Source organism: Blastococcus sp. SYSU DS0541 (genome assembly GCF_054050875.1).
The window spans coordinates 23,304-47,420 of record NZ_JBJHAD010000014.1 but is presented as its reverse complement, the minus strand read 5'-3'; the positions used below and the strand labels follow the sequence as shown (position 1 = coordinate 47,420).

Annotated in this window: 21 protein-coding genes; 14 read left to right on the top strand and 7 right to left on the bottom strand. The window is 76.0% G+C overall.

The annotated features are described in order from the left end of the window. Positions 1 to 16 precede the first annotated feature (16 nt). The 4 genes from ACI794_RS15185 to ACI794_RS15170 all read left to right on the top strand — a co-directional run bounded on the left by ACI794_RS15185 (position 17) and on the right by ACI794_RS15170 (position 4,328). Positions 17 to 1,060 carry an ABC transporter substrate-binding protein gene (locus tag ACI794_RS15185; protein WP_456602999.1) on the top strand — a complete coding sequence of 348 codons (1,044 nt, stop codon included), beginning with the start codon at positions 17 to 19 and terminating at the stop codon, positions 1,058 to 1,060. A gap of 86 nt (positions 1,061 to 1,146) precedes the next feature. Then, positions 1,147 to 2,592 carry an APC family permease gene (locus ACI794_RS15180; protein WP_456602998.1) on the top strand — a complete coding sequence of 482 codons (1,446 nt, stop codon included), beginning with the start codon at positions 1,147 to 1,149 and terminating at the stop codon, positions 2,590 to 2,592. Then, positions 2,589 to 3,614 (top strand): acetamidase/formamidase family protein, encoded by a 1,026-nt coding sequence (locus ACI794_RS15175; RefSeq protein WP_456616776.1) that lies wholly within the window; start codon positions 2,589 to 2,591, stop codon positions 3,612 to 3,614. The genes ACI794_RS15180 and ACI794_RS15175 overlap by 4 nt, the downstream gene beginning before the upstream one ends. A gap of 87 nt (positions 3,615 to 3,701) precedes the next feature. Beyond that, the gene (locus tag ACI794_RS15170; protein ID WP_456602996.1) at positions 3,702 to 4,328 is read left to right on the top strand and encodes a Rho termination factor N-terminal domain-containing protein; all 627 of its coding nucleotides are present in this window, start codon (positions 3,702 to 3,704) and stop codon (positions 4,326 to 4,328) included. 52 nt (positions 4,329 to 4,380) lie between these two features. On the opposite strand, the gene ku is transcribed toward ACI794_RS15170, so the two are convergent. Genes ku through ACI794_RS15150 form a run of 4 tightly spaced genes read right to left on the bottom strand, consistent with a single transcriptional unit; the run spans position 4,381 to position 7,633 of the window. After that, complete coding sequence (gene ku, locus ACI794_RS15165; RefSeq protein ID WP_456602995.1) at positions 4,381 to 5,379, bottom strand: non-homologous end joining protein Ku; 999 nt, start codon at positions 5,377 to 5,379, stop codon at positions 4,381 to 4,383. Positions 5,380 to 5,438: 59 nt separating this feature from the next. Next, positions 5,439 to 6,350, bottom strand: a complete 912-nt coding sequence (locus tag ACI794_RS15160) for a hypothetical protein (RefSeq protein WP_456602994.1) — start codon at positions 6,348 to 6,350, stop codon at positions 5,439 to 5,441. A 57-nt stretch (positions 6,351 to 6,407) separates the two neighbouring features. Beyond that, positions 6,408 to 6,815, bottom strand: a complete 408-nt coding sequence (locus tag ACI794_RS15155; protein WP_456602993.1) for a hypothetical protein — start codon at positions 6,813 to 6,815, stop codon at positions 6,408 to 6,410. An 11-nt stretch (positions 6,816 to 6,826) separates the two neighbouring features. Beyond that, complete coding sequence (locus ACI794_RS15150) at positions 6,827 to 7,633, bottom strand: TIGR02587 family membrane protein (RefSeq protein ID WP_456602992.1); 807 nt, start codon at positions 7,631 to 7,633, stop codon at positions 6,827 to 6,829. 149 nt (positions 7,634 to 7,782) lie between these two features. Between ACI794_RS15150 and ACI794_RS15145 the strand changes: the two genes are divergently transcribed. The 6 genes from ACI794_RS15145 to ACI794_RS15120 all read left to right on the top strand — a co-directional run bounded on the left by ACI794_RS15145 (position 7,783) and on the right by ACI794_RS15120 (position 14,776). Then, positions 7,783 to 9,849, top strand: coding sequence for a PEP/pyruvate-binding domain-containing protein (locus ACI794_RS15145; RefSeq protein WP_456602991.1), 2,067 nt, complete (start codon positions 7,783 to 7,785; stop codon positions 9,847 to 9,849). After that, complete coding sequence (locus ACI794_RS15140; RefSeq protein WP_456602990.1) at positions 9,846 to 10,397, top strand: hypothetical protein; 552 nt, start codon at positions 9,846 to 9,848, stop codon at positions 10,395 to 10,397. The genes ACI794_RS15145 and ACI794_RS15140 overlap by 4 nt, the downstream gene beginning before the upstream one ends. Then, positions 10,394 to 10,789 carry a hypothetical protein gene (locus tag ACI794_RS15135; protein WP_456602989.1) on the top strand — a complete coding sequence of 132 codons (396 nt, stop codon included), beginning with the start codon at positions 10,394 to 10,396 and terminating at the stop codon, positions 10,787 to 10,789. The genes ACI794_RS15140 and ACI794_RS15135 overlap by 4 nt, the downstream gene beginning before the upstream one ends. A gap of 74 nt (positions 10,790 to 10,863) precedes the next feature. Next, positions 10,864 to 12,351 (top strand): phosphatase PAP2 family protein, encoded by a 1,488-nt coding sequence (locus ACI794_RS15130; protein ID WP_456602988.1) that lies wholly within the window; start codon positions 10,864 to 10,866, stop codon positions 12,349 to 12,351. Positions 12,352 to 12,422: 71 nt separating this feature from the next. Next, the gene (locus ACI794_RS15125) at positions 12,423 to 13,829 is read left to right on the top strand and encodes a metallophosphoesterase (RefSeq protein ID WP_456616775.1); all 1,407 of its coding nucleotides are present in this window, start codon (positions 12,423 to 12,425) and stop codon (positions 13,827 to 13,829) included. A 62-nt stretch (positions 13,830 to 13,891) separates the two neighbouring features. Further along, on the top strand, positions 13,892 to 14,776 hold the full coding sequence (locus ACI794_RS15120; protein ID WP_456582376.1) for an alpha/beta fold hydrolase: 885 nt from the start codon (positions 13,892 to 13,894) through the stop codon (positions 14,774 to 14,776). 15 nt (positions 14,777 to 14,791) lie between these two features. Here the strand turns inward: ACI794_RS15120 and ACI794_RS15115 are convergent, their stop codons facing one another. Then, positions 14,792 to 16,318 carry a molybdopterin-dependent oxidoreductase gene (locus ACI794_RS15115; protein ID WP_456616774.1) on the bottom strand — a complete coding sequence of 509 codons (1,527 nt, stop codon included), beginning with the start codon at positions 16,316 to 16,318 and terminating at the stop codon, positions 14,792 to 14,794. 258 nt (positions 16,319 to 16,576) lie between these two features. Here ACI794_RS15115 and ACI794_RS15110 point away from each other — a divergent pair, with 258 nt between their 5' ends. Continuing rightward, positions 16,577 to 17,491 carry a Gfo/Idh/MocA family protein gene (locus ACI794_RS15110; RefSeq protein WP_456616773.1) on the top strand — a complete coding sequence of 305 codons (915 nt, stop codon included), beginning with the start codon at positions 16,577 to 16,579 and terminating at the stop codon, positions 17,489 to 17,491. 92 nt (positions 17,492 to 17,583) lie between these two features. Beyond that, a complete protein-coding gene (locus tag ACI794_RS15105; RefSeq protein ID WP_456616772.1) occupies positions 17,584 to 18,810 on the top strand; it encodes a glycosyltransferase in 1,227 nt (408 codons plus the stop codon). 4 nt (positions 18,811 to 18,814) lie between these two features. Here the strand turns inward: ACI794_RS15105 and ACI794_RS15100 are convergent, their stop codons facing one another. Beyond that, complete coding sequence (locus ACI794_RS15100) at positions 18,815 to 20,629, bottom strand: glycosyltransferase family 2 protein (protein WP_456616771.1); 1,815 nt, start codon at positions 20,627 to 20,629, stop codon at positions 18,815 to 18,817. Continuing rightward, complete coding sequence (locus ACI794_RS15095; RefSeq protein ID WP_456616770.1) at positions 20,626 to 21,876, bottom strand: glycosyltransferase; 1,251 nt, start codon at positions 21,874 to 21,876, stop codon at positions 20,626 to 20,628. The genes ACI794_RS15100 and ACI794_RS15095 overlap by 4 nt, the downstream gene beginning before the upstream one ends. A gap of 69 nt (positions 21,877 to 21,945) precedes the next feature. Between ACI794_RS15095 and ACI794_RS15090 the strand changes: the two genes are divergently transcribed. Together ACI794_RS15090 and ACI794_RS15085 are read left to right on the top strand one after the other, a co-directional pair. Beyond that, a complete protein-coding gene (locus ACI794_RS15090) occupies positions 21,946 to 23,022 on the top strand; it encodes a glycosyltransferase family 9 protein (RefSeq protein ID WP_456616769.1) in 1,077 nt (358 codons plus the stop codon). After that, on the top strand, positions 23,019 to 24,107 hold the full coding sequence (locus ACI794_RS15085) for a glycosyltransferase (protein WP_456616768.1): 1,089 nt from the start codon (positions 23,019 to 23,021) through the stop codon (positions 24,105 to 24,107). The genes ACI794_RS15090 and ACI794_RS15085 overlap by 4 nt, the downstream gene beginning before the upstream one ends. Positions 24,108 to 24,117 lie beyond the last annotated feature (10 nt).

Below are 24,117 nucleotides of genomic sequence, written 5' to 3'. Positions count from 1 at the left end.
GACCATACTTCTCGCCGTGACCGCTGCCAGGCCTCTGCTCGATCCGTGGGAGCTGCTGCTCGCGGGCCCGCGGACCGATGCGCTGCACGTCGGGCTGGCGGTGCCGCTGTCCGGTCCGCTCGCCCTGATCGCGCCCTCGGCCCTGGACCTTGCCGGGCTGGCCGCCGACGAGCTCAACGCGGCCGGCGGCGTGGACGGCCGGGAGGTGCGGCTGGTCGCGGTCGACTCCGGGCGAGCGGCGGAGGTCGTCGCGGCCGAGGCGGCGTCGTTGTTCGCGGCCGGGGCCTTCGACGTCCTCGTCGGGTTCCACACCAGCGACGTGCACCGCGCGCTCGAGCGCGCCCTGCCGCCGGGTGCCCGGTACGTCTTCACCCCGCCGCACGAGGGCGGGCGCCCGCGCCCCGGCGTCCTGCGCACCGGAGCCTCCCCCGCGGGGCAGCACGCCGCGGCGCTCAGCTGGCTCGTCGCGCACCGCCGGGCACGCCGCTGGGTGCTGCTGGGCACCGACTACGTGTGGCCCCGGGCGGTGCACCGGGCCGCCCACCGGGCGCTGGGCGCGGCCGGCGCCCGGGTGGTCGGCGAGGCGCTGGTGCCCTTCGGCCCCACGGACATGGGTCCGCTGCTCGACCTGGTCCGTCGCACCCGGGCCGATGGCGTGCTGCTGAGCATGGTCGGCCGGGACCTGGTGACCTTCAACCGCGAGTTCGCGCGCGCCGGGCTGGACCGGCGGGTGGTGCGGCTCTCCGGGGCGCTGGAGGAGAACGGCCTCTATGCCCTGGGCGGCGACGGCACCGGCGAGCTGTACGCCTGCATGCCCTCGTTCGCCTCGTCCGGTGACGGCCCCGATGAGGCGCAGCTGGACCTTCAGGAGCGTCATGCCCGGCGCTCCGGCCCGTCGGCGCCGGTGGTCTGCGCCTACGCCCGGGCCGTCTACGACGGTGTCCGACTGGCGGTCTCGCCCGCGGGATCGGCGCGGTCCGGCCGCCGCGCACCGGCCGCCCGGCTGGCCCGCGCCGATGGGCTGGCGCTGCGCGAGATCCCGGACCTTCTCACAGCCTGAGACAGATACTTCCATCTGGAAGGAATCGGTCCTACTCTGCTCGCGCCCCGGCACCGCACCGGGAAGAGAGACGGAGTCGACCGCCCATGAGCGAGCCCCGCACCACCACCGGCGCCCCCGGGGGCGCCCCCACCCTCGGCGGCGCGAGCCCCGCCGCGAGCGCGCAGGGCGTGGAGTCCTTCGGCTACAAGCAGGAGCTCAAGCGCTCCCTCACCTTCGGCGACCTGCTGGTCTACGGCCTGGTCTTCATGGTCCCGATCGCGCCGTTCGGCATCTTCGGCGGCGTCTTCCAGGCCTCGGGCGGCATGGTCGCCCTCGCGTACGTCGTCGGCGGCCTGGCCATGGCGTTCACCGCCGCGTCGTACTCGCAGATGTCGCGGGCGTTCCCGATGGCGGGCTCGGTCTACACCTACGCCGGGCGGGGCATCGCCCAGCCCGTCGGCTTCATCGCCGGGTGGATGGTGCTGCTGGACTACCTGCTCATCCCGGGCCTGCTGTACCTGATCTCCGGTTTCGCCATGAACTCGATCGTGCCCGGCGTCCCGGTGTGGACGTGGATCGTCGGCTTCGTCCTGCTCAACACGGTGGTCAACTACTTCGGCATCGAGTTCACCGCGCGGGTGAACAAGATCGTGCTGGTGGCCGAGCTCGTCGTCCTGGCCATCTTCCTGGTGGTCGGCGTCATCGCGCTGGCCGGCGGCGCGGGTGGCGGCTGGGACCTCACGCCGATCTACAACAGCGACACGTTCTCTCTGGAGCTGGTGTTCGGCGCGGTCTCCATCGCGGTGCTGAGCTTCCTCGGCTTCGACGCCATCTCCACCCTCGCCGAGGAGAACCGCGACTCGGCGCGCTCGATCGGCAGGTCGATGATCGCCGCACTGGTGCTCGCCGGCACCCTCTTCGTCGTCCAGACCTGGGTCGCCGCGCTGCTCGTGCCCGACCCCGACACCCTCATCGCCGAGGGCGACGCCGCGGGCACCGCCTTCTACGATGCCGCCGGGGTCGCCGGTGGCGAGTGGCTGGCGACGCTGACCGCCGTCGCCACCGCCATCGCCTGGGGCTTCGCCAACTCCCTGGTGGCCCAGGCCGCCACGTCGCGCTTGCTCTTCGCCATGGCCCGCGACCGCCAGCTCCCCGGCTTCCTCGCCAGCGTCCACCCGGTCCGCCGCGTGCCGGTCAACGCCACGCTGCTGGTGGCGGTGATCTCGCTCGTCCTCGGCGTCTACATGAGCACCCGGGACGACGGCATCACGCTGCTGTCCACGCTGGTCAACTTCGGCGCCCTGTCGGCATTCCTGCTGCTGCACGTCTCGGTGGTCGTGCACTACATCGGCCGGCTCCGCAGCCGGAACTGGTGGCTGCACCTGGTGGTGCCGGTCGTCGGCTTCGCGATCCTGGCCTACGTGGTCTACAACGCGCAGGTGGCGGCGCAGGAGCTCGGCTTCGTGTGGTTCGCCGTCGGCGTGGCCCTGATGATCGGTCTGCTGGCCACCGGCCGCCGGCCCGAGCTCCGGACGGAGGAGAAGCTGTGAGCCTCGAGGTCGTCTCCCTCACCCCGACGCCCGACCAGTACCGGTACCTCTTCGGCGGGGGGCCCGAGCCCCTGGTGCGCGTCCGGCCGGGAACCGTGGTCGAGCTGACCACCGAGGACTGCTTCGGCGGCCGGGTGACCAGCACCGACGACCTGCCCAGCCGGGTCTGCGACTTCTCGCAGCTCAACCCGGTCACCGGCCCGATCCACGTGGAGGGCGCCGAGCCCGGCGACACCGTCGCCGTCCACTTCGTGGACATCGCGCCGGCCCGTGACTGGGCCGTCTCGACGACGTTCCCGCACTTCGGTGCGCTGACCGCGACGCACAGCACGGCGATGCTGCACGACCCGCTCGAGGAGGTGGTGTGGGTCTACGAGGTCGACCGCGAACGGAGCACCTGCCTGTTCCGCCCCCGCCGCGGTGGCCCCGAGGTCGAGCTCCCGCTGGACCCGATGCACGGCACCGTCGGGGTGGCGCCGGCCGGCGGCGAGGCGTTCGCGACCATCACGCCGGGCGCGCACGGCGGGAACATGGACACCCCGGAGCTGCGCGCCGGCACGACGGCGTACTTCGGCGTCAACGTGCCCGGCGCCCAGCTGGCGATCGGGGACGGGCACTGCCGGCAGGGCGAGGGCGAGGTCTGCGGCACCGCCGTCGAGGCCGCCATGCGCACCGTCGTCGTCGTCGACCTGGTCAAGGGTGCCGGCACCCCCTGGCCGCGGCTGGAGACCGACGACTTCCTCATGTCGACCGGCTCCGCGCGGCCCCTGGAGGACGCCTACCGAATGAGCCAGCACGACCTGGTGACCTGGGCCGCCGAGCTCACCGGCTGGGACACCCTCGACGCCTACCAGCTGGTCAGCCAGGCCGGGCTCGCCCCGGCCGGCAACGTCGTGGACACCAACTACACGATGGTCGCCAAGCTGGCGAAGGCCTACCTGGGGCGCGAGGGCGTCGTCGTCGCCGACGGCGTGCACGACCGGCTGCGGCAGACGGCCGCCGCCTACCTCGCGCAGCGCTGAGGACCGGGCGGCCCCGGTGCGTGCGTCGCGCACCTGCGGGTAGGGCCGAGGTCGATGCCTGCACCGACTTCGGAGGAGGACGGACGCATGACCAACGAGACCCCCGACACCCCGGGCCTGAGCGAGACCGCGCTCCGCGAGATGAAGGTCGACGAGCTGCGGGAGCGCGCCAAGGCCGACGGCATCGAGGGCACGTCGTCGATGAAGAAGGAGGAGCTCGTCGGCGCGATCTCCGAGGCCTACCAGCAGGGCCGCGACTCCGCCGGCGGGAGGGGCGGCGGCAACGGTGGCGGGGACGGCGGCGGGGACGAGGCCGGTGCCCCCGGTGACCGCGGCCCCGACGACGGGCACCTCCGCACGGGCGACCAGACGTCGCGGTCGCTGCAGTACTCGCAGGAGGTGACCTCCCTCGAGGAGGACCCGGAGCGCCCGGGGCGCAGCCTGGCCACCTCCAGCCACGAGGTCATCCGGCGCTGGGCCGAGGAGCGCGGTGGCGTCCCGGCCACCGTGGAGGGCACGGAGCACGGCGACCACCTCGGCGTGCTGCGGTTCGACTTCGGCGGCGAGAACGAGAACCTGCGCCACGTCAGCTGGGACGAGTGGTTCCACACCTTCGACGCCCGGAAGCTGAACTTCCTCTACCAGGAGGAGCGCAAGGACGGGAACCAGAGCAACTTCTTCCGCCTGGAGAGCCCGGACCGCGAGGACGCCTGACCGCGCGCACCGGGTCGTGCCCCCCGCGGCGGGGACACGGCCCGGCGCCGGCTCAGGAGGCCTTGCTCGACCCCTGGCGGGCGTCGGCGACGGCGCGGGCGAGCTCGTCGCGCGTCATCTTCGACCGACCGGAGACGTCGAGGTCCTGAGCCATGTCGTAGAGCTCCTTCTTGGACCTGCCCTCCAGGTCCTCCGCCGCCGGGCGCCCGCCCCGCCGGTGCGCCTTCCGCGTCCGCAGCCCGGCGTCGTCCCCGGAGTTCCCCGGCCGGTGCTTGCCCGCGGCCTCCACGCTGGCGCGCAGCGCCGACATGAGGTCGACGACGTTCGAGGCGGTCTCGGGCTCCCCCTGGGTGACCACCTCCTCGCCGCGGCGCTTGGCCTCGATCAGCTCCTCGACCCGCTCGCGATAGGTGTCGCGGTAGTTCGTCGGGTCCCACTCCGTGGTCATCGAGTCGATCAGCGAGACGGCCATGTCGAGGTCGCGGGAGGCGAAGGAGTGGCGGACGGGGAGCTGCTCGATCTCCTCCAGCGGGTCCCGCACCTCGTCGGCGAAGTACATCGTCTCCAGCGTGAGCACGTCACCCTGCGGGCGGACGGCCGCCAGGTACTGCTTGGACCGCATCACGAAGGTGGCGACCGCGACCCGCCCGGCCCGTTCCATGGCCTGCAGCAGTAACGCGTACGCACGATGCGCCTGCTCGTCCTGCGGAGCGAGGTAGTAGGTCCGGTCGTAGTAGATGGGGTCGATCTCGGAGACGTCGACGAAGTCGGAGATGTCGATGACCCGCGACCGACCCGGCTCGATCTCCTCCAGCTCCTCCGGGGTGACGATCACGTACCGGCCGTCGCCGATGTCCTCGCCCTTGACGATGTCGTCGTAGTCGACCTCCTCGCCGGTGTCCTCGTTGATCCGCTTGTAGCGGATGCGCGACGAGGTCCCCCGCTCGAACTGGTTGAAGTGGACCGACTTGTCCTCGGTCGCCGAGTACAGGCCCACGGGGACGTTGACCAGGCCGAACGCCAGGGCGCCGGTCCAGATGGCTCGTGCCACGGCTCCTCCTCCCGACTGATCCGCCAGGCGTACCCCCGGGCCGGCGGCCGTCACCCCGATCAGGCGGTCCGGTCGCCCCGGGCGTCCTCGCCGGCCTCCGCGGTCAGCCGGTCGACCCGCGCGCGGGCGCGGTCCCGCACCTCGCCGGCCCGCCGCGCCCGGCGTTCCCCGGCGTCCCGGCGCCGCTGCGCCCCGCGGAGCTCCTCGCCCGCCTCCGCGGCCTCCCGCTCCGCCTCGCGCAGCTGCTCGGCCAGCTCGTCGACCCGTGCGCGGGCTCGCTCCCGACGGGCGCCTGCCTCCTCGGCCCGTCGCTGGTCGGCCCGCGCCTCCTCCTCGGCCTCGGCCGCCGCCGCCTCGGCCTCCTCGAGCTCGCGGCGCGCCTTCTCCAGCGCGTCCTGGCGCCCCCGCCGGCGCCCCGGCAGCGCCGCCCGGGTGCCGACCGCCGCCGGTCGCAGGCCCCCGCCGGCGCCGACGTCGGCCACCGCCCCCTCGACCCCGATCCGGGCCAGGCCGTGGTGCGACAGCGGCGTCAGGAGGCGACCGGTGAGCACCGCCTGCCCGGCGGTCTCGTCGGCGATCGCCGCCCGGAGGGTGTCCTGCACCTGGCCGGCGACGGAGTCGCTCACCGGGTGGCCGAGGTCCTGGGCGAGTGAGCGCGCCTGCCGGGTCAGCGCCGCGACCACGCGGTGGCGCTGCTGGGAGAGCTCCCGCAACTCGTCGCCGTCGAGGTCGCCCTGGGCCTCGCGCAGCCCCGCACCCAGCTCCACCAGCTCGGCGACCTCGGCCGGTTGCCGGCGCACCAGGGTGTTCACCACCCAGGCCGCGGTCGTCGGCTTGCGCAGCTTGCCGATCACGCCCGCCAGCTCCCGGTCGCCGGCGGCACGGACCTCCTTGCGCCGGGCCTCCCGCGCCTCGACGAAGTCCTCGGGCGGGATGCCGTACAGCTCGTCGGCGACGTCGGCCGGCGTCACGGCACCCGTCTCCCCATGCGCTCGATCATGGCGGCCGACCCCTCGGAAGGCCACCGATCAGGGTGACGCGTAGCCCGCCGGGCGGACCTCCAGCCGGCCGCCCCGGGGGTCCTCCGAGAACAGCAGCGCCCCGCTGCGGTGACTGTCCGGAGGCACGTAGGCGATCGTGGTCGAGGACTCTTCGACTTCGCGGCCGTCCCGGGTGATCGAGCCCGACACCTCCAGCTGCTCGGCCGTGCGGTCACCGGTGTTCTCCACACGGAAGGAGACCGCCCACCCCTCGCCTCGGGGCTCCACGGCCGTCACGCTGACCGCGAGGTCGGGGGCGGCGCCGGCGTCGGTGACCGCCTCGAACCCGACGAACGCGAGCAGGACCAGGACCAGCAGCCCGCCGAGGGTGCCCAGCGCGTACTCCCCCGCCGTCGTCCGCTCCCGGCCCCCCGTCTCCTCCTCCGGCTCGTCCACCGGTTCCTCCCTCACAGGATGAGCCGCGCCGCCGCGGCGCCGATGCTGGCCGGGAAGGCCAGCACAACGGTCTGCGCCACCACGACGGCGGCGCCCGTGCCGTCGAAGCGGCCGAAGGTCCACAGCACGTACGCCGAGACGACGATGGCCGCGGCATACCCGGCTACGGTGAGGGTCAGGAACGACCTGACGAACCCGCCGGTCGACCGCTCCTGCCCGCGGAAGCCGACGGTGTACACGAAGCCGTGCATGACGACCAGGCTGAGGACGACGAGCAACCCGGTACCGACCGTGCTCATCCGGGCGGCCATGAGCACCACCTCCTCTGTCGGCGCGATGTTGGCGGCGAAGACGATGGCCCCGGCGGTCATGAGGAAGACCTCGTGCCCGTACCGGTCCGGCTCCCTCCGCCGGCTGCGCTGCCCGAGCTGGCTGCGGGCGTAGGAGGCTCCGACCGCGGCGGGGAGCGCCTCGATGGCAGTCACCCCGAGCGCGTCCCGCCAGTTCCGGACCGGATCGATGACCCCGAGCACGGAGAGCACGAGCGCGGTGGTGGCCGCGGCCACGAGCAGGGCGACCCCGGCGTCGGCGAGGTAGCCGCCCGCGCCGACTCCCCCGGGCCCGGTGCCGAAGTACCGCGACAGGGCGATCACGAGCGCGACGGTCGTGACCACCAGCAGCGCCAGCCGGTAGCGCTCGACGGTGTGCGCCAGGCGCCACAGCTCCATGGTCATCATCAGCGGCAGCGCGAACAACAGCGCCCCGCCGAAGGCCCGGCCGACGCCTCGGGCGAGTTCGTGGTCGTGGCCCCCCGTCACCCGACACCGGGTCCCGGACGGAAGGAGAGGAGGTCCACGGGCCTCCCCTACCCCGGAAGACCCGATCGCCGCCGTTACGTTTTCCCGACGAAACCGCCGGTCGGTGCCGCGCGGCGGTTGCCCGGGCCGCCGGTGGCAACCCCGTCCCCATGCCCGCCACCTCGATCGACGACGGCTCCGAAACCCCGCCCGTCGCCGCCGGACCGTCCGTGGTGCACCTCGACGACGAGGCCGCCGCCGACGAAGGGACCACCGGCGCGAAGGCGGCCGCGCTCGCGCGGGCGCGCCGCGCGGGGCTGCCGATCGTCCCCGGGTTCGTGGTGACCACCGGGGCCGTGGAGCGGATCGCCGCCGAATCGCCTCTCCCCGACGAGGTGCTGGTGGCCTGGCGCGAGCTGTCGGACGACGGGCGGCGCGCGCTCGTGGTGCGCAGCAGCTCGACCGTCGAGGACCTCGGCGACTCGTCGATGGCCGGCCGGTTCGAGTCGGTGGTCGGGGTCCGGGGCGCCGAAGAGTTCGAGCGCGCCGTGGCGACCGTCGTGGCCTCCCGGGAGACCGCCGCGGAGGGCTCGGACCAGCTCACCGGCCGGGAGCCGTTGGCCGTCCTGGTCCAGCCGCTGCTCGACGCCCGCAGCGGCGGCGTGCTCTTCGGCATCGACCCGGTGTCCGGCCGGGAGGACCGCCTCGTCGTCGCCGCGGTGACCGGTGGTCCCGACCGGCTGGTCAGCGGCGAGGTCGACGGCGACCGCTACGAGCTGGACCGCTCCGGTCGCCGCACGGACGTCCACCGCGGGGACGGCGGGGTGCGGCTGCGGAAAGCGCAGCTGCGGGCGCTGGCCGACCTCGCCCGCCGGACCGCCCAGGTCTTCGACGGCCCCCAGGACGTGGAGTGGGCCTTCGACGAGACCAACCGGCTGCGGCTGCTGCAGAGCCGGCCGGTGACGGCGGAGCCGCGCGGCCGCCCGCGGGGGCCCGTGCTCGGCCCGGGCCCGGTCGCCGAGACCTTCCCGGAGCCGTTGCAGCCCCTGGAGGCAGACCTCTGGATCCCCCCGCTGCGCGAGGCGCTGGGCCACGCGCTGCTGCTGGCCGGCACCACCGACCGTGCGGCGGTGGAGGACTCCCCGCTGGTGACCGTGCTCGGTGGCTGGGTCGCCGTCGACCTCGACCTCCTGGAGAGCCGCACCGAGGCACCCGGCCTCCGGGAGCGGCTGGACCCGCGGCCCCGGCTGCGCCGCCTGCGCGCGTCCTGGCGGGTGGGCCGGCTGCGCTCGGCGCTGCCCGCGCTGGCGCAGGACGTGCTGGAGTCCGCCGACCACGCGCTCGGGGGCGTCCCCCGGCTCGACGCGCTGTCGGACCGCCAGCTCGTCGCCGTGCTGCACCGGGTGCAGCCGGCGCTGCGCTCCGTGCACGCCCACGAGGTGCTGATGGGCATGCTGGTCGACCCCGAGACCCCCCGGCTGACCGGCGTCAGCGCGGCCATGCGGGTGCTCGCGCGCTCCCGGCAGGCCGGGCTGGGCGACGCCGAGATCGTCGCCGCCAACCCCGTCGTCCTGGCGCTGGCCCCGCCCCGGATCTGCGCCGCTCCCGTCCTCCCGCCCGAGGTCGACGCCCCCACCAGCCCCGCGCCCGGGGACCCGACCGACGCCGGGTTGCTGCGCGAGGCGCTCCGGCTGCGGGTGCGCTGGCTGCAGGAGGTCTCCGCGCGCGCGGCCTGGTCCCTCGGCGAACGGCTGGCCGCGGCCGGGCGGCTCGAGGACGCCGAGTCGGTGCGCGGCCTGCGGCTGACCGACCTCGCCGCCGCCGTCCACGACCCCGGCCTGGAGCTGTCCCCGGCCCCCGGCGAGGAGGGGGAACCGCTCCCGGCGCGCTTCCGGATGAGCGACACGGGGCGGCCGGTGCCCGTCACCGGCGCCTCGGGCGGGACCGGCGCCGGTGGTGGCACCGGCACGGGTCCGGTGCACCACGGGGAGGACCCGCCGGAGGGCTCGGTGCTCGTCGTCCGCACCCTCGACCCGTCGCTGGCGCCGGTGCTACCGCGGCTGGCCGGGCTGGTGGCGGAGACCGGCAGCGTGCTCGCGCACCTGGCCATCCTGGCGCGGGAATCCGGCGTGCCGACCGTCGTGGGCGTCGCCGGGGCGCTGGACCGGTTCCCACCGGGGGTCACCGTCAGGGTCGACGGCGCCACCGGTGCCGTCGAGGAGGAGGAGTCGTCGTGAAGAAGCTGAGCTGGCTCGTCGGAGTGGTGGCCCTGCTCGCCAGCGGCGGCTACCTGTTCGTCTACATCTACCGGTGGGAGTGGCACCGCGCCCTGCTCGTGGGCACCCTCTTCCTCGCCACGCTGGTCGGGCTGTGCACCGCCCTGGTGCTGCGTCGGCTGGCCGCCGTGGAGGAGCGGGCCCGGACGACGTCCGCCGACCCGCGGCCGCCCGGGGCGCTGGAGCGCCTGCGCGCGGCGCCGGTGCAGACCCGGCCCTTCCGGTGGCTGTCGCCCGAGGCGCTGGACCGCACGCACATCTTCATCCCGGTGCTCCTCGGCGGCGGCTTCGTGGTCTCCGGCATCGCCTGGCTGGTCGAGCGGGTGGCGGGCAGCTCCGCCCGGGCCGGCGTGGAGCAGGAGCTGGCCGCCGAGCTCGAGGAGGTCGCCTTCCCGGTCACCCCGCTGGTGCCCACGGACGCCGAGCTGCTCGGCTGCGGCGACGACTTCGCCGACGACGCGGCGCTGCGGGTGCTGCTCGGCCCGGCCGCCTCGGCGGTGCCGCGGTGAGGCGGGTGCTCGCCTGGGTGCTGGGCATCGCCGTGGCCGCCACCGGCCTCGTGCTGCTGCGCGCCGAGCTCATGACCGTGGACATCCCGCAGCCGGAGGGCTCCTACACCGACGTGGTCATCGCGGTGCAGATCCGGGAGGACCCGGCCGTGCGCGAGGAGATGACCCGCGGGCTGGTGAGCACCTGCCGGCTGCTGGTGAACGCCGACGTCGTCGAGGACTCCTTCCTGTCGGTGGACGAGGGGGTGTTCGCCTTCCGGCTGCGCCCCGGGCTCGACGAGTTCGACCGGCGCGAGCTCCGGGGCTGCCTGCGCGACACCCGGGTGCAGCACCTGCTCGCCGATGTGCGGCGGCTCGAGACGGTGTCACCGGGGGACGGGGCCCGCGGGTGACCCGCCGGCAGCCGTCACGCGATCGTCAGCTGCCTCCCGGTGTCCCCCGCTCCTCGCGGGTACCCGTGACGGGCATGAGCCGGGTCGAGGAGCACACCCACGTCCAGGGCACCCGCAGCACCGCAGGGATGGGCCGCTTCGGGTTACGGGCGGGGCTCGGCCTCGTGGCCCTGCTCGCGGGGCTGGTCCCCTTCCTGCTCCTCCTGCTGCTCGTCGAGCGGGAGTGGTCGCCGCTGGCGTCGCTGGACGGCGCGGTGGCCGACGACCTGAACTCCGTCGTCAGCGGCTCCCCCGCCCTGGTCTCCGTGCTCCGGGTCGTCACCGACCTCGGGGGCAACGCCGCAGCGATCCTGGTGTTCACGCTGACGACCGTCTTCCTGCTGATCCGCGGGCAGCGCCGGCTCGCCGCCTTCGCCGTGGTCACCGGGATCGGCCTGGCGGTCCTCGTGCCCGTGACCAAGGCGCTCATCGGGCGCGCGCGGCCGATGGTCGAGAGCCCGGTCTCGGAGCTGCCCTCCAACGCGAGCTTCCCCAGCGGCCACGCCGCCGTCTCCCTGGTCACGTGGGGGACGCTGGCCCTGCTCGCCCTCCCGGCGGTCCGCCGGGCGCTGCGCCCCTGGGTGGTCACGGCCGCTGTGCTCGTCACCCTGGCCGTCGGGTTCACCCGGCTCGCCCTCGGTGTCCACTTCGTCACCGACGTCCTCGCCGGGTACGCGCTCGGCGCCGGGATCCTGGCGGTGACGACGGCGGCGTTCCGCGGCTGGCAGCACGACCACCACGCCCGCCCCGACGCGGCGGTCGACCCGCTGGACGTCGAACCGCGGGACGCGTCGCACCTGGCGCCCTCCCGGCAGCCCGCCCTCCCCCGTGGGAAGCGCACGGTGGTCCGGCTCCTGGGCGCCGCGGGTGCGCTCGCCGTGGCGCTGATCCTGCTCGGCCTGCTGGTCACCGCGGTGCTCGGCGACACCGCCCTGGGCCGCTTCGACCGGCAGGTCGTCCAGGCCGTCGTCGAGCTGCGCACGCCGACCTTGACCGACATCGCCGACGCGGTGGAGAAGCTGTCCGGCACCGCCATGGTGATCGCGGTCCCGCTGACCCTCGGCACCGTGGCCCTGGCGGTCACGGGGAGCTGGCGGCCGGTGCTCTTCGTCCTCCTCACCGTGCTCGGGGAGCTCGGCATCTACTTCGTCGTCTCCCGCACCGTGGACCGCATGCGCCCGTCGGTGGCGGACCTGACCTCGGGCCTGCCCACCGCAGCGAGCTGGCCGTCGGGGCACGCGGCCGCCGCGGCGGCGCTCTACGGAGCGCTCGCCGCGCTGGTGATCACGCTCGCCGGCAGCCGCTGGCGCTGGGCGGTGCTCGCCGTGCCGGTGCTGCTGGCCCCGGCCATCGCCCTGGCCCGCATCTACACGGCGGCGCACTACCCCACCGACGTGGTCGCCGGGCTCCTCCTGGGCACGGTGTGGGTGCTCGTGTGCGCCCGGTACCTGCTGCCGGGGGTCGGCGACCAGGTCCGGTACCCCCGGTCGGACGCCGCGGAGCCGGTCCCGGCCGGGCGCTGACGGGCGTCGTCACCGAACCGCAAGGCACGCCGGGCGCTGGACCACCGGGGCGCGGGGTACCCCCACCGACCATGCCGGACACGCACTTCGAACCGTTCGTCCACCTCGTCGACGTCACCCCTCACCGGGCGCTGCTGGCCTGGGGCGGGTTCTGGTTCCGGCGCGACGACCCGGCCGCGCGCTGGCAGGTGGTCGGGGACGGCGAGCTGACCGGGCTGGACGGCGGCCGGACCGCCAGCATCGGCGCGTCGTCGCAGCCGTACGGCGACGCCCTGGTGGAGGTGCTGGACGGGGCCGGCGACGTCGTGGCGGAGGCCCGCACCGACAGCGGCAACAGCGTCTGGGTCGACGGGCTCGCCCCGGACACGGCCTACGGCTACCGGATCACGGTGGACGGCCGCCCCTGGGCGGAGGGGCCGCGGATGGACTGGGGGCCGGCCCCGCGCGGCGGGCTGGACCTGCTGCCGAGCGGTCGCGAGTACCGGATGCGCTTCCGCACGCACCCCTCCCCCGAGCTCCCGGCCGCCCTGGACTTCGCCGTGCTCGGTGACTACGGCATCGGCGTCCTCGCCGACACCGAGAGCGGGCGCCGGCAGCGGCGGGTGGCCGAGGTGCTCGACCGGCTCGTCGACGACCCGGGGGTGCGCCTGGTGCTGACCCTCGGCGACAACGTCTACGCGGGGCCGGGCTCGCGGGGCTCGGAGGGCAGCGGGGGTCGGGACGCCGACTGGTACGGCAGCTTCTACCAGCCGTACCGCTACGCGCTGGCGCAGGTGCCGGTCTACCCGGCCGTCGGCAACCACGACAGCAGCGACAAGGAGACCAGCGACGACCGCGAGCAGATCCGCGACAACTTCCACACCGACGCCCGCTTCACCCCCGAGGTGGCCGGGCCGCGGGCCTCGGTGGACCCCGGCATGTTCTACCGGTTCGCGTTCGGCGCCGACGTCGAGTTCGTCTGCATCGACACCTCCCTGGCCGACCCGCTGCCCACGGAGCACTTCTTCGAGCACCCGCGGCACCACGCCTTCCTCGAGGAGGCCTTCCCGCAGGACGGCCCCGGGCCGCGGTGGCGCGTGCCCTTCTCCCACCACCCCGTGTACTGCGCCGGCCCGCACCACGGGAACACCGGTGCGATGGTCGAGCACCTGGCGCCGCTGTTCGCCCGGGCCGGCGTCCGCGCCACGTTCGCGGGCCACGAGCACAACTTCCAGTACTCGCGGGTCGACGGGACCGACTTCTTCCTCTCCGGCGCCGGCGGGCAGCTGCGCGAGGACCCGCCGGAGGAGTTCGGCCCGGCGGGGACCGTCGCCTGGGCCGCCCAGGCGCACCTGCTGCACGTGCGCATCGACGACGACACCATGACCGTGCTCCCACTCGCGGCCGTCGACCGCTCCGGCCGGCCGGAGGCCATGACCCCCCAGGCGCCCGACGGCGGCGTCGTCGAGGTGCCCTTCCTCGTGCACCGGGACCGGTGAGCCGCGCGGGATGTCACCACTTCGACACGGCCCCCGGGCCGGCTCGTGGGTAGGGGCCTCCCATGACCGACGTGACCTCCTTCGACGGCACCCGCCTGGCCCTCTACTCCTGGGGGGCGCAGGACGCCCCCCTCGTCGTGCTCGTGCACGGGCTGGGGATGTCCGTGGACTCCTGGGGGGACGTCCCGCAGCGGCTCGGCGAGGCGCACCGCGTGGTCGCCTACGACCTGCGGGGCCACGCCCAGTCCGGCGACGCCCGCTCCGGGAGCTACGGCCTGGCGGCGCACGCCGCGGACCTCGCGGCCGTGCTGGACGCCGTCGTGCCCCGGGGCGGCTCCGCGGTCGTCGTCGGCCACAGCCTCGGCGGGGCCGTCCTGCTGCGGCACGTCGACGGCAGCGGGGACGACCGCATCCGCGGCGTCGTGTTCGTCGGCTCCGGTGGCGCGGGGGTGACGGCGCCGGGGTTCCCCGGCCGCCGCCTGCCGGGCTGGGCGCGGGCCCGGCTGGGCACGGTGTGGTTCACCCTGCTGCGCACCGGTGCCCGGTGGGGCCGCCGGCTCCGGCCCGTCCGGGCGCTCTCCGACCGCGGCATCCGGCACTTCGCCTTCGCCCCCGGTGAGCCGCAGGAAGCCGTGGCGCGCATGCGGGACGACTTCCTCTCCACCCGGCCGCTTGCCCTGGCCGGATCGGCGCTGGGCGCCCTGACCGAGGACGGCGTCCGGCGGGCGCACTCCCTCACCGCCCCCACGCTGCTCGTGCACGGCGACCGCGACCCGGAGGTGCCGAACGCGGAGATCCACCGGCTGCTCTCCGCCCTGCCCGACGGGGAGCTGGTGCAGGTGCCCCGAGCCGGTCACATGCTGCCCCTGACCGACCCGGACGTGGTGGTGGAGCAGGTGGCGCGCTGGGTCGACCGGGTCGGCGGTGAGCGGGACGCCGCCGCCTGATCGGCCGCCCGGCGCTCACGCCTGGACCAGAACCTCGATCACCGGGTAGCCGGACGCACCGTCGGGCGCCACGGGGGTGCGCTCGTCGGTCTGCACCTCGCCGAGCCCGTCGGTCGCCCGTGCGGCGATCACGTGCCGCCCGGGCGTCGGGTCCCAGGGCAGGTACCACTGGCGCCAGACGTCGACGTCGTAGGACTCGGCGAGCTCGGCCTCCTGCCACGGGCCGTCGTCGATGCGCACCTCGACCCGCTCGATCCCCCGTGTCGGCGCCCACGCGACCCCGGCGATGGGGCGCCGCGCGGCGGGGACGGTGCTCCCGGACGCGGGGACGTCGATGCGGGCCTGCGTCTTGATCGGCCCCTCCTTGGCCCAGCCGCGCGGGATCCAGTACCCGTCGACGTCCCAGTCGGTGAGCTCGATCGCCGAGAGCCACTTCGTCGCCGAGACGTAGCCGTAGAGGCCGGGGACCACGAGGCGGGCCGGGAAGCCGTGCTCGGCGGGCAACGGCTCCCCGTTCATCGCCACCGCCACCATCGCCTCCTCCACGTCGAGGGCGGTCAGGGTGGGGAACCCGGCGGTGAAGCCGTCGACGGAGCGGCCGATGAGCTGGGTGGCGCCCTCCTGCAGCCCGGCCCGCTCGAGGAGCGCGCGCAGCGGCACGCCCTGCCAGCGGGCGTTGCCGACGAGGTCGCCGCCGACCTCGTTGGAGACGCAGGCGATGGTGATGTCGGCCTCGATCTGCGGCAGCTCCATGAGGTCGGCGTAGGTCAGGGTGAACGGGTCGTCGACCATCCCGCGGATCTCCAGCCGCCAGGTCTCGGGGTCCACGGTGGGCACCCGGAGCGCGGTGTCGATCCGGTAGAATTCCTCGTTCGGGATGAACAGCGGGGTGAGGCCCGGGATGTCGAAGGAGGCGCCGGGAGGCACGGGGCCGGCCTGCCTCACCGGGACCGGCAGCCGGATGGCGGCCCGCAGCTCGTCGAGCCGCTCCCGGCCGGAGAGCAGGTGGCCCCCGACGCCGGCGAGCACGCCGAGCACGGTGGCACCACCGGTCACGGCCAGGAACCGCCGCCGGTCCAGCTCGCTCATCGCGGGCACCGTTCCCGGGTCGGCCGGGTCGGCGGTCGACGAGCGGCCATCCGCCGACACCGCGCGGCGGGGCAGGCCCACGACGAGCAGACCCAGCACCGCGATGCCGGTGGCGGCACCGACCAGCCCCACGAGCACGGTGAGGAAGACGGGGTTGCGGTCGTCGGCCAGCGCGGCCACGACGCCGAGCGTCGCGAACAGGGCGAACCCGCCGGCGGCCAGGATGACGTGGCGCCGGGCGAGCACTCCCAGCGCGGCGCCGATCAGCACGGAGACGAGCAGGACGCCGCCCAGGAGGACGGGCTTGTCAGCGGCGCCCAGCGTCGCGATCGCCCACTGCTCGAGCCAGCCGGGCACGCTGTCGATGACCGCATCCCCGACGGCGATGACGAGGGAAGGAGCGCCGGGGATCAGCCCGGCGACGAGCTCGGCCAGCCCGAGCCCCGCGGCCACCGCCGCCACCCCCGCCAGGGCTGCGCTCCCCCGGCCCAGCGGGTGGGCCCGCGCCGTCCCTGCACCTGCCGACCGCGTCGTCTCCGCCACGTCGGGTGCGTTGACCCGCGCCGGCGGGCGGGACACCGGGTCCGCGGGGATCGACGCAGGATCGTCATGAGCCGCCCCCGGGAGGTTCCCGCGCCGCCGTGCGGGGGAAGCCCGCAGCCATGGGTGTGCGGATCGGCATCGTCGGCGGGCTTCATCGCCGGCCGGCACGTGGAATCGCTCGCGACCGTGCCCGGGGCGCAGGTGGTCGGGGTCGCCGATCCGCGACCCGACCGGGCCGAGCGCCTGGCCGGCACCGCGGGGGCAGCGGCGTACGCGGACTGGCGGGAGCTCCTGGACCGCGGCGACCTGGACGGCCTCTACGTCTGCGTCCCGCCGTCGGCCCACGGCGCGGTCGAGGACGCGGCCGTCGACCGGGGTCTCCCGCTGTTCGTGGAGAAGCCGCTGGCCGCCGACCTCTCCACCGCCGAGCGGCTGGCCGGCCGGATCGAGGAGGCCGCGCTGCTGACCGCCGTCGGCTACCACTGGCGGTACCTGGACACGGTGGAGCACGCCCGCCGGCTGCTCGCCGACCGCCCGGCCCGGCTGGTCTCCGGGGCCTGGCTGGACAAGGCCCCCCGGGTCGACTGGTGGGCCCGCCAGAACGCCTCGGGCGGGCAGACCGTCGAGCAGGTCACCCACCTGCTCGATGTCGCCCGGCTGCTCGCCGGCGAGGTGACCTCCGGCCGGGCTCTCGGCGTGCGCTCGGCCGACGGGCCGGGCGACATCCTGCACGCCAGCACGGCCGCCCTGCGGTTCGCCGACGGCGCGGTCGGCTCCTTCACCTCCAGCTGCCTCCTCCCCCGCGGCTTCCGGATCGGCCTCGAGGTCGTCGCCCCGGGGCTGGGCCTGCGGCTCACCGAGCGGGAGATGACCGTCTCCGACGCGGACGGGGAGCGCACGGTCACCGCCGCCGTCGACCCGATCGCCGCCGAAGACCGGGCGTTCGTCGACGCCGTCCGCGGCGAGGGCGAGGACGTCCGGGCCCCCTACGCCGAGGCCCTGCGCACGCACCGGCTCGCCGTCGCGGTCGCGCGAGCGGCCGCCGACGGCGGCGCGGTCGACCTGGACGGGACCGCCGGGTGACCGGCCCGACCGTGCGGAACCTCGGGGTGGCCGGTCCCGGCGAGCCCGTGGTCCTCGAGGTCGCCGAGCCCGTCCCCGGGGAGTGAGCCGCCGTGCGGATCCTGCTGGTCGGCAACCACTGGACCGAGGGCCCCGGCGGTGCGGAGACCGTGCTGGTCCTCACCGCCGAGCTCCTGCGCGCCGCCGGGCACGAGGTCGTGCCGTTCGCCGTGGCCGAGGAGCGGACCCTGCCCACCCCGGTGCGCCACCGGCTCCCGGAGGCGGCGGGCAGCCGGGCGCGCACCCGGTTCGGGGAGGCGTGGGCGGGCACGTGGTCCCCGCGCTCGTACCGGGCGCTGTCGCAGGTGGTCCGCGAGATACGACCCGACGTCGCGCATGTGCACCACGTCTTCGAGCGGCTGACGACGTCGGCCCTCGACGCGCTGCGCCGCGGCGGCGTGCCGACCGTCATGACCCTGCACGACTACAAGCCGGTGTGCCCGAACTACCGGTTCTTCACCGAGGGCGCGCCGTGCACCCGCTGCCTGTCGGGCCGCTACCTCGAGGTGGTGCGGCACCGCTGCCTGGAGGGTTCGCGCTGGCGCTCGATCGCGGCGGCCGCGGACGGCTACGTCTCCCGCGCCCGTGGGCTGTACCAGCGGGTCGACCGGTTCATCTCCCCCAGCGCGTTCCTGCGCGACCGGGTCGTCGAGGGCGGGCTGCCGGCCGGCCGCATCGACGTGCTGCCCAACCCGGTCGTCGCCGCCGCCACGCCCCGCCACGACCCCGATCAGCCCCCCGTCGTCGTGTACGCGAGCCGCCTCGTCGCGGAGAAGGGCGTGCACACGCTGCTCGACGCGTCGACCGGGCTGCCCGAGGGGGTGCGGGTGCAGCTGATCGGGTCGGGGCGCCTGGAGGGCGAGGTGCGCCGTCGGGTGGCGGCCGAGGCGCTGCCGGTCGACGTCCTGGGTCCGCTGCCGGCGGCGGAGGTGGCCGCCCGTCTCCGGCGGGCCGCCGTGGCGGTGCTCCCGGCGGTGTGGTGGGAGAACTCCCCCATGGCGGTGCTCGAGCCCGCCGCCCAGGGGGTGCCGGTGGTGGCGACGGCGGTGGGCGGGATCCCGGAGCTCGTGGCGGACGGCGAGACCGGGCGGCTCGTCCCCCCGGGCGACCCGGTCGCCCTGGCCGGCGCCCTGAGCCTCGGCGTCACCGACCGGGCGGCGGCGGACGCCATGGGCCGCGCCGCCTGGGAGCGGGTCCGGCGCCGGCACGACCCGGCCGCGCACGTGGCCGCCCTGCTGGACACCTACCGGTCGGTCACCGTCGCGGGTGCGCGGCCCTGAGCGGTCACCGGGCCAGCGACCGCAGCAGCGCGGACAACCGATCGGCGTGCGCGTCGAAGGTGTACCGCGGGCGCACCGCGAGCGCCGCGGCGCCCGCCCGCCGGTCGGCGACCTCCCGCGCTAGCACCGCGGCGACGTCGTCGACGGTCCGGTAGAAGAGCCCGGTGCCGTCCTGGCGGAGCACGCGCTCCACGGAGACGACCGAGCCCGGGTTCGCCTGCTGGAGCAGCGGCAACCCCGCGGCGAGCAGCACCGGCAGCCGAGCCGGGGAGTTCAGGTCGTCCCAGCTCGCCCGCCGCAGGTCGCCGCCGTTGGCGCTGCGGAAGCGGTGCAGCCAGCCGGCGTCGTAGCGGGAGAAGACCTCGACCCAGTCCTCGGGGCCGACGGCGGGGTGCAGGTGCACGTACCGGGGGGCCTCGGCCAGCGCGCGGTCCAGCCAGGTGGTCCAGGCCCCCTTGGGCCCGGGGGCGCGCACCTGGCCGTGCAGGTGCACGTGGATGCCGCGGCGGGCCAGGTCGAGCACCAGGTCGGCGTCCAGCCCGGCCGGACGGCCGACCACCACCGTGTGCGGCTCCCCGTCGGCGGCCGAGAGTTTGGGCGCCAGCGGGCCGTCCTGCCACTCGCGTGGCGGCAGGTCGCCGTCGAGCACCCCGAGCCGCCGCGGGTCGGCCTGCCCCGGCAGCGCGGCGAGGAACCAGTCCCGCTCCTCCTCGGTGGCGAGCAGGCAGGCGTCCGAGCCGGTGACCAGGTCGGCCAGCAGCGGCCACTCCCCCCGGACGAGGCTGCGCTGCGGGGCCTCCTTGAAGTGCCAGACGAACGGCACGTCGGGGAAGGCCCGGCGCACGGCGTGCGCCAGCGGCACGGCGCGCCAGTTCAGCTGCGCCCACACGGCGTCCGGGGGGCGCGAGCGGACGGCGTCGCGCCACCCGTCGCGGTCGACGTCGGCGACGTGGCCGAACGGCAGCGGCCCGACCGTCGCGTCGCCGAGCCCGCGGCGGGTCCACAGCCCGGAGAGCCGGTGGCCGCGCTCGGCCAGCGCGAGCACCCGTTCGGGGTTGAACGCCAGCTCCCCGACGACCAGGACGTCCAGCCCGTCCGGCGCCGGGGGGTAGCTCCGCTCCCGGAACCGGGCGTAGCGGGCGACCTCGTCGACCTCGCCGCCGTCGGTCGAAGCGAACCGCAGCGGGGCCGGCACCCGGTAGCGGCTGCGGAAGACGTTGAGCCCGCCGTCGAAGGCCTCGCGGATGGCGCGGGACCGCTGGCCGGGGTGCACCGTCCACCGGCAGGTCGTCCGCCCGGTGTCGACCGCCGGGGCGCGGGCGGCCAGCCGGGACCAGAACAGCCGGTCGAGGTCGTCGGTCTCCAGCTCGGCGCGTTCGGTCCACCGGTCGGGAGTGCGGCGATGGGCCACCTGCACCAGCTGGGCGTAGGGCGTGCCCGGGTCGGCGTCCGGCCGGGACCGGGCCCAGACCGCGCCGGGGACGGCGAGGGCCTCGAGCAGCGCCGTCAGGTGGTCGGGGAACCAGAGGTCGTCGGCGGGGAGGTAGGCCACGACCGGGGCGCCCGTGGCGGCGAGCCCGCGGTTCAGCGTGGCGCCCAGGCCGCGGTTGCCCGGCGTCCGGGAGACCCGGATCCGGGGATCGCCGAGGGCCGCCACCACCGCCCGGACCGCGGCCGGGTCGGTGGACCCGTCGTCGAGGACGACGGCCTCCCAGCCCTCCTCCTGCTGGGTGAGCAGGCTGCCCAGCGCCCCGGGGAGGAAGGCCGCCTGGTCGTGCACCGGCACCAGCACGCCGATGCGCGGTGGTGCCGGCCTCACGCGCGCGCCGAGGAGGCGGTCACCCGGCCCAGGACCGCGGCGTAGACCCCGGCCACTCGCGACGACAGCTCGGGCCATGCGTACGCCGCCGCCCGGCAGCGCGCCGCCCGGGCGAGGCGGCCGCGGAGTCGGTCATCCGCCACCAGCCGGTCGAGGGCCGCGGCGAGCGCGGCGACGTCGCCCGGTGGGACGAGCAGCCCCGTCTCGCCGTCCCGCACGACCTCGGGGATGCCGCCGACGTCGCTGGCGACGACGGGCAGGCCGGCGGCCATCGCCTCGACCAGGACCGACCCCATCTCCTCGTAGGCCGAGGGGAGGACCAGGACGTCCAGCCCCTCGAGGACGCCGGGCACTGCGTCGTGGGGGACGAACCCCGACAGCCTGATCCGGTCGCGGGCGGGGCTCCGGGCCACCAGCGACTCGACGCGGGGGCGCTCGGGGCCGTCCCCGACCACCACCAGTTGCGCCGGCTCGGCCATGCGCCCGAACGCCCGGACCACGAGGTCCGGCCGCTTCTGCGGGGCGAGCCGCCCGACGTAGCCGATCCGCAGGCCACCGGTGGGGCGGCTCCCGGGCCGGTCGGCCGGGGGCCGGAAGAGCGCCGGGTCGAAGCCGGACGGGATGACGTGGACGCGGTCCTCCGCGACCCCGTCGGCCAGCAGCCCCGCCCGCGCCCGGGCGGTCAGCACGACGACCGCGTCCGCCCGCCGCAGGGCCGCCCGCTCGACCGCCCCGCCGAGCCGGTGCAGCAGGCGGGCCCTCAGGCCGCGCCCACGCATGGTGTGCCGCACGCTGCAGTGGACGGTCACCACCAGGGGGCACCCGTGCCGGCGGGCGGCCAGCCGGGCCAGCGGCAGGACGGCGAGGTCCTCCCCCTGGTGGGCGTGGACGACGTCGACCCCCACCCGCCGGCGCAGCGCGGCCGGCAGGGCCGCGACGGCCCAGCACTGGCGCAGGAAGCGGACGGGCAGGCCGACACGGACGACCAGCGCGCCGTCGCCGAGCCGGCTGGTCCCCCGGGGGCCGGCCAGCCGCGAGGTCAGCACGGTCTGCGCGACGCCCTGCGCGTCCAAGCAGCGGGTCAGCGCCGCCGTGTGGTTCTGCATCCCGCCGATGGGGTCGAACCTCGCGGTGCGCCCGTCGAGCTCCGCGCCCGGTCCCCGACCGCGGTCCGGCATGGGCTCGTAGACGCTGCAGAGCCGGAGAACGCGCAGTTCACCGGCGGCTCTCCCCTCGGTTCCCGTCATGGGCACACGTTGGCACGCGCACCGGCCCGACGCTGTGTAGTGCGCCACCGACCTGGGCAGGAGGTCGCCGTGACGGTCGCGCCGCTCACCGACCCGGAGGTCTCCCGGATCGCACTGGTCCGTCTCCGGGTGGGCCTGGGCGACCTGCTCTGCAGCGCGCCCGCGCTGCGCCGGCTCCGCTCCGCCCGGCCCGACGCCCACGTCACGCTGATCACCTGGGCGCGCATGGCACCGGTGGTCGAGCGCCTGGGTGACACCGTGGACGAACTGCTCCCGTTCCCCGGGTGCGAGGGGATCCCCGACGGTCCGGTCGACCGGGCCGGGTGGGCGCCGTTCCGCGACGCGGCCCGCAGCCGGCGCTTCGACCTCGCCCTGCAGGTGTACGGGGACCGCCCCGCGGCCAACCAGGTCGCCACCTCGCTCGGCGCACGGCTCGTCGGCGGCTTCGCCCCGACCGGCTGGACCCCGCCGCCCGGGGAGGAGCACCTGCACCTGCGCTACCCGCTGGGCCTGCACGAGGTCGACCGGCACCTCCGGCTGCTCGAGCACCTGGGGCTGCCCGCCGGCGACCCACCCGCCGTGTGGTTCCCCGTCCACGGGGGTGAGGAGGCCGAGCACCGGAGCCTCCTGGAGCGCCACGGCCTCGAGCCCGGCCGGTACGCCGTCCTGCACCCGGGCGCCTCCTCCCCGACCCGACGCTGGCCGGTGGCGCGCTACGCCGCCGTCGGCGACGCCCTGGCCGCCGACGGGCTGGACGTCGTGGTGACCGGGGTCCCCGGTGAGGCCGGGGTCAGCGCGGGGCTGGTGGCGGCCATGCGGGCCCCCGCGGTGGACCTGACGGGGACCACGGGCCTGGGCGCGCTGGCCGCGCTGCTGCGGGACAGCGCCGTGCTCGTGGGCAACGACACCGGCACCGCGCACCTCGCGGCGGCGGTGGGCGCCCGGAGCGTCACGGTCTTCCTCCCCGGTGACCCGGCCCGCTGGGCCTACCGGGGGCCCCGGCACCGGTGGCTCGCTCCCGACGTCCCCTGCGCGCCGTGCCCGCACCTGGAGTGCCCGATCGACTTCCGCTGCTCCGCGGCGATCACCCCGGCCGCCGTGCTCGCCCGGGCCCGGGAGCTGGTCGGCCCGCCGCGGGAACGGTGAGCGCCGTGCGGCCGGCGCGGGTCACCTTCGTCAGCGACTCCGACGCCTGGGGTGGCGCGGAGGTCTACCTGACCCACCTCCTGCGGCACGCGGCCGGCCTCGGCTGGGCGGCCTCGCTGGTCTGCGCCGAGCCCGTGGCAGCCGGTTTCCGGGCGGCCTGCGGGGACCTGCCGTGCGCCGTCGTCCCGCTCGCCCGGCACACCGCGCGCGCCCCGGAGGTGCAGACGGCGATCGGGGGGCAGCGCCCCGACGTGGTCGCCGTCAACCTGGTGGACCCGGGCTCCAACGCCGCCGCCGTCGCGGCCGCGCTCGCGGTCTCCCCCACCACCGCCACGCTGCACCTGGCCGGGAGCACGGGCACCGGTGCGCAGCGGGCAGCGCTCGCGGCGCTCCTCGCCCGGCTCGGCGCCGTCCTCACCCCGTCGGCCGACGGACGGGCGCTGCTGCTGGCCGACCTCGGCCTGGGCCCCGACCGGGTGCACGTGGTGCCCAACGGCGTGCCGGTCCCCCCGAACCCGGCGGGGCCGGCCGGTGGGCCCGTGCCGCGGCTGGGTGCGCTGGGCCGGCTGACCGCGCAGAAGGGGTTCGACGTCCTGCTCGAGGCGGTCGGGCGGCTGGTCACCGAGGGCCTCCGGTTCGACGTGGTGATCGGCGGGGACGGGCGGGACCGCACCGCGCTCCGGTCGCGGGCGCAGGGGCTGCCGGTCGCGTTCCCCGGCTTCGTCACCGACGTCCGCGGCTTCCTGGCCGGCCTCGACCTGTTCTGCCTCTCCTCGCGCCGGGAGGCCCTGCCACTGGTGCTGCTGGAGGCGATGGCCGAGGGCCTGCCGTGCGTCGCCACGGACGTCGGCGCGGTCCGGGAGGCGGTCGGCGACGACGCCGTGGTGGTGCCCGCCGAGGACCCGGGCGCGCTCGCCGGCGCACTCCGGTCGCTGCTCCTCGACGACGGCCGGCGGAACGCGCTCGGCGCGGCGGCACGCCGGCGGGCCGAGGCCGAGTTCGACGCCGGCCTCATGGCCCGACGGACCTTCACCGTGCTCGAGCGGGTGGTGCACGACCCTGCCGCCGCAGGACGGGTCTGGTAGGCCTGGACGG

What these genes read in the sequence shown, in the direction of transcription:
- ACI794_RS15180 (WP_456602998.1), top strand. Translation starts at nt 1,147, where the DNA reads ATGAGCGAGCCCCGCACCACCACCGGCGCCCCCGGGGGCGCCCCCACC.
- ACI794_RS15170 (WP_456602996.1), top strand. Translation starts at nt 3,702, where the DNA reads ATGACCAACGAGACCCCCGACACCCCGGGCCTGAGCGAGACCGCGCTC.
- ACI794_RS15145 (WP_456602991.1), top strand. Translation starts at nt 7,783, where the DNA reads ATGCCCGCCACCTCGATCGACGACGGCTCCGAAACCCCGCCCGTCGCC.
- ACI794_RS15130 (WP_456602988.1), top strand. Translation starts at nt 10,864, where the DNA reads ATGAGCCGGGTCGAGGAGCACACCCACGTCCAGGGCACCCGCAGCACC.
- ACI794_RS15125 (WP_456616775.1), top strand. Translation starts at nt 12,423, where the DNA reads ATGCCGGACACGCACTTCGAACCGTTCGTCCACCTCGTCGACGTCACC.
- ACI794_RS15120 (WP_456582376.1), top strand. Translation starts at nt 13,892, where the DNA reads ATGACCGACGTGACCTCCTTCGACGGCACCCGCCTGGCCCTCTACTCC.
- ACI794_RS15095 (WP_456616770.1), bottom strand. Translation starts at nt 21,876, where the DNA reads ATGACGGGAACCGAGGGGAGAGCCGCCGGTGAACTGCGCGTTCTCCGG.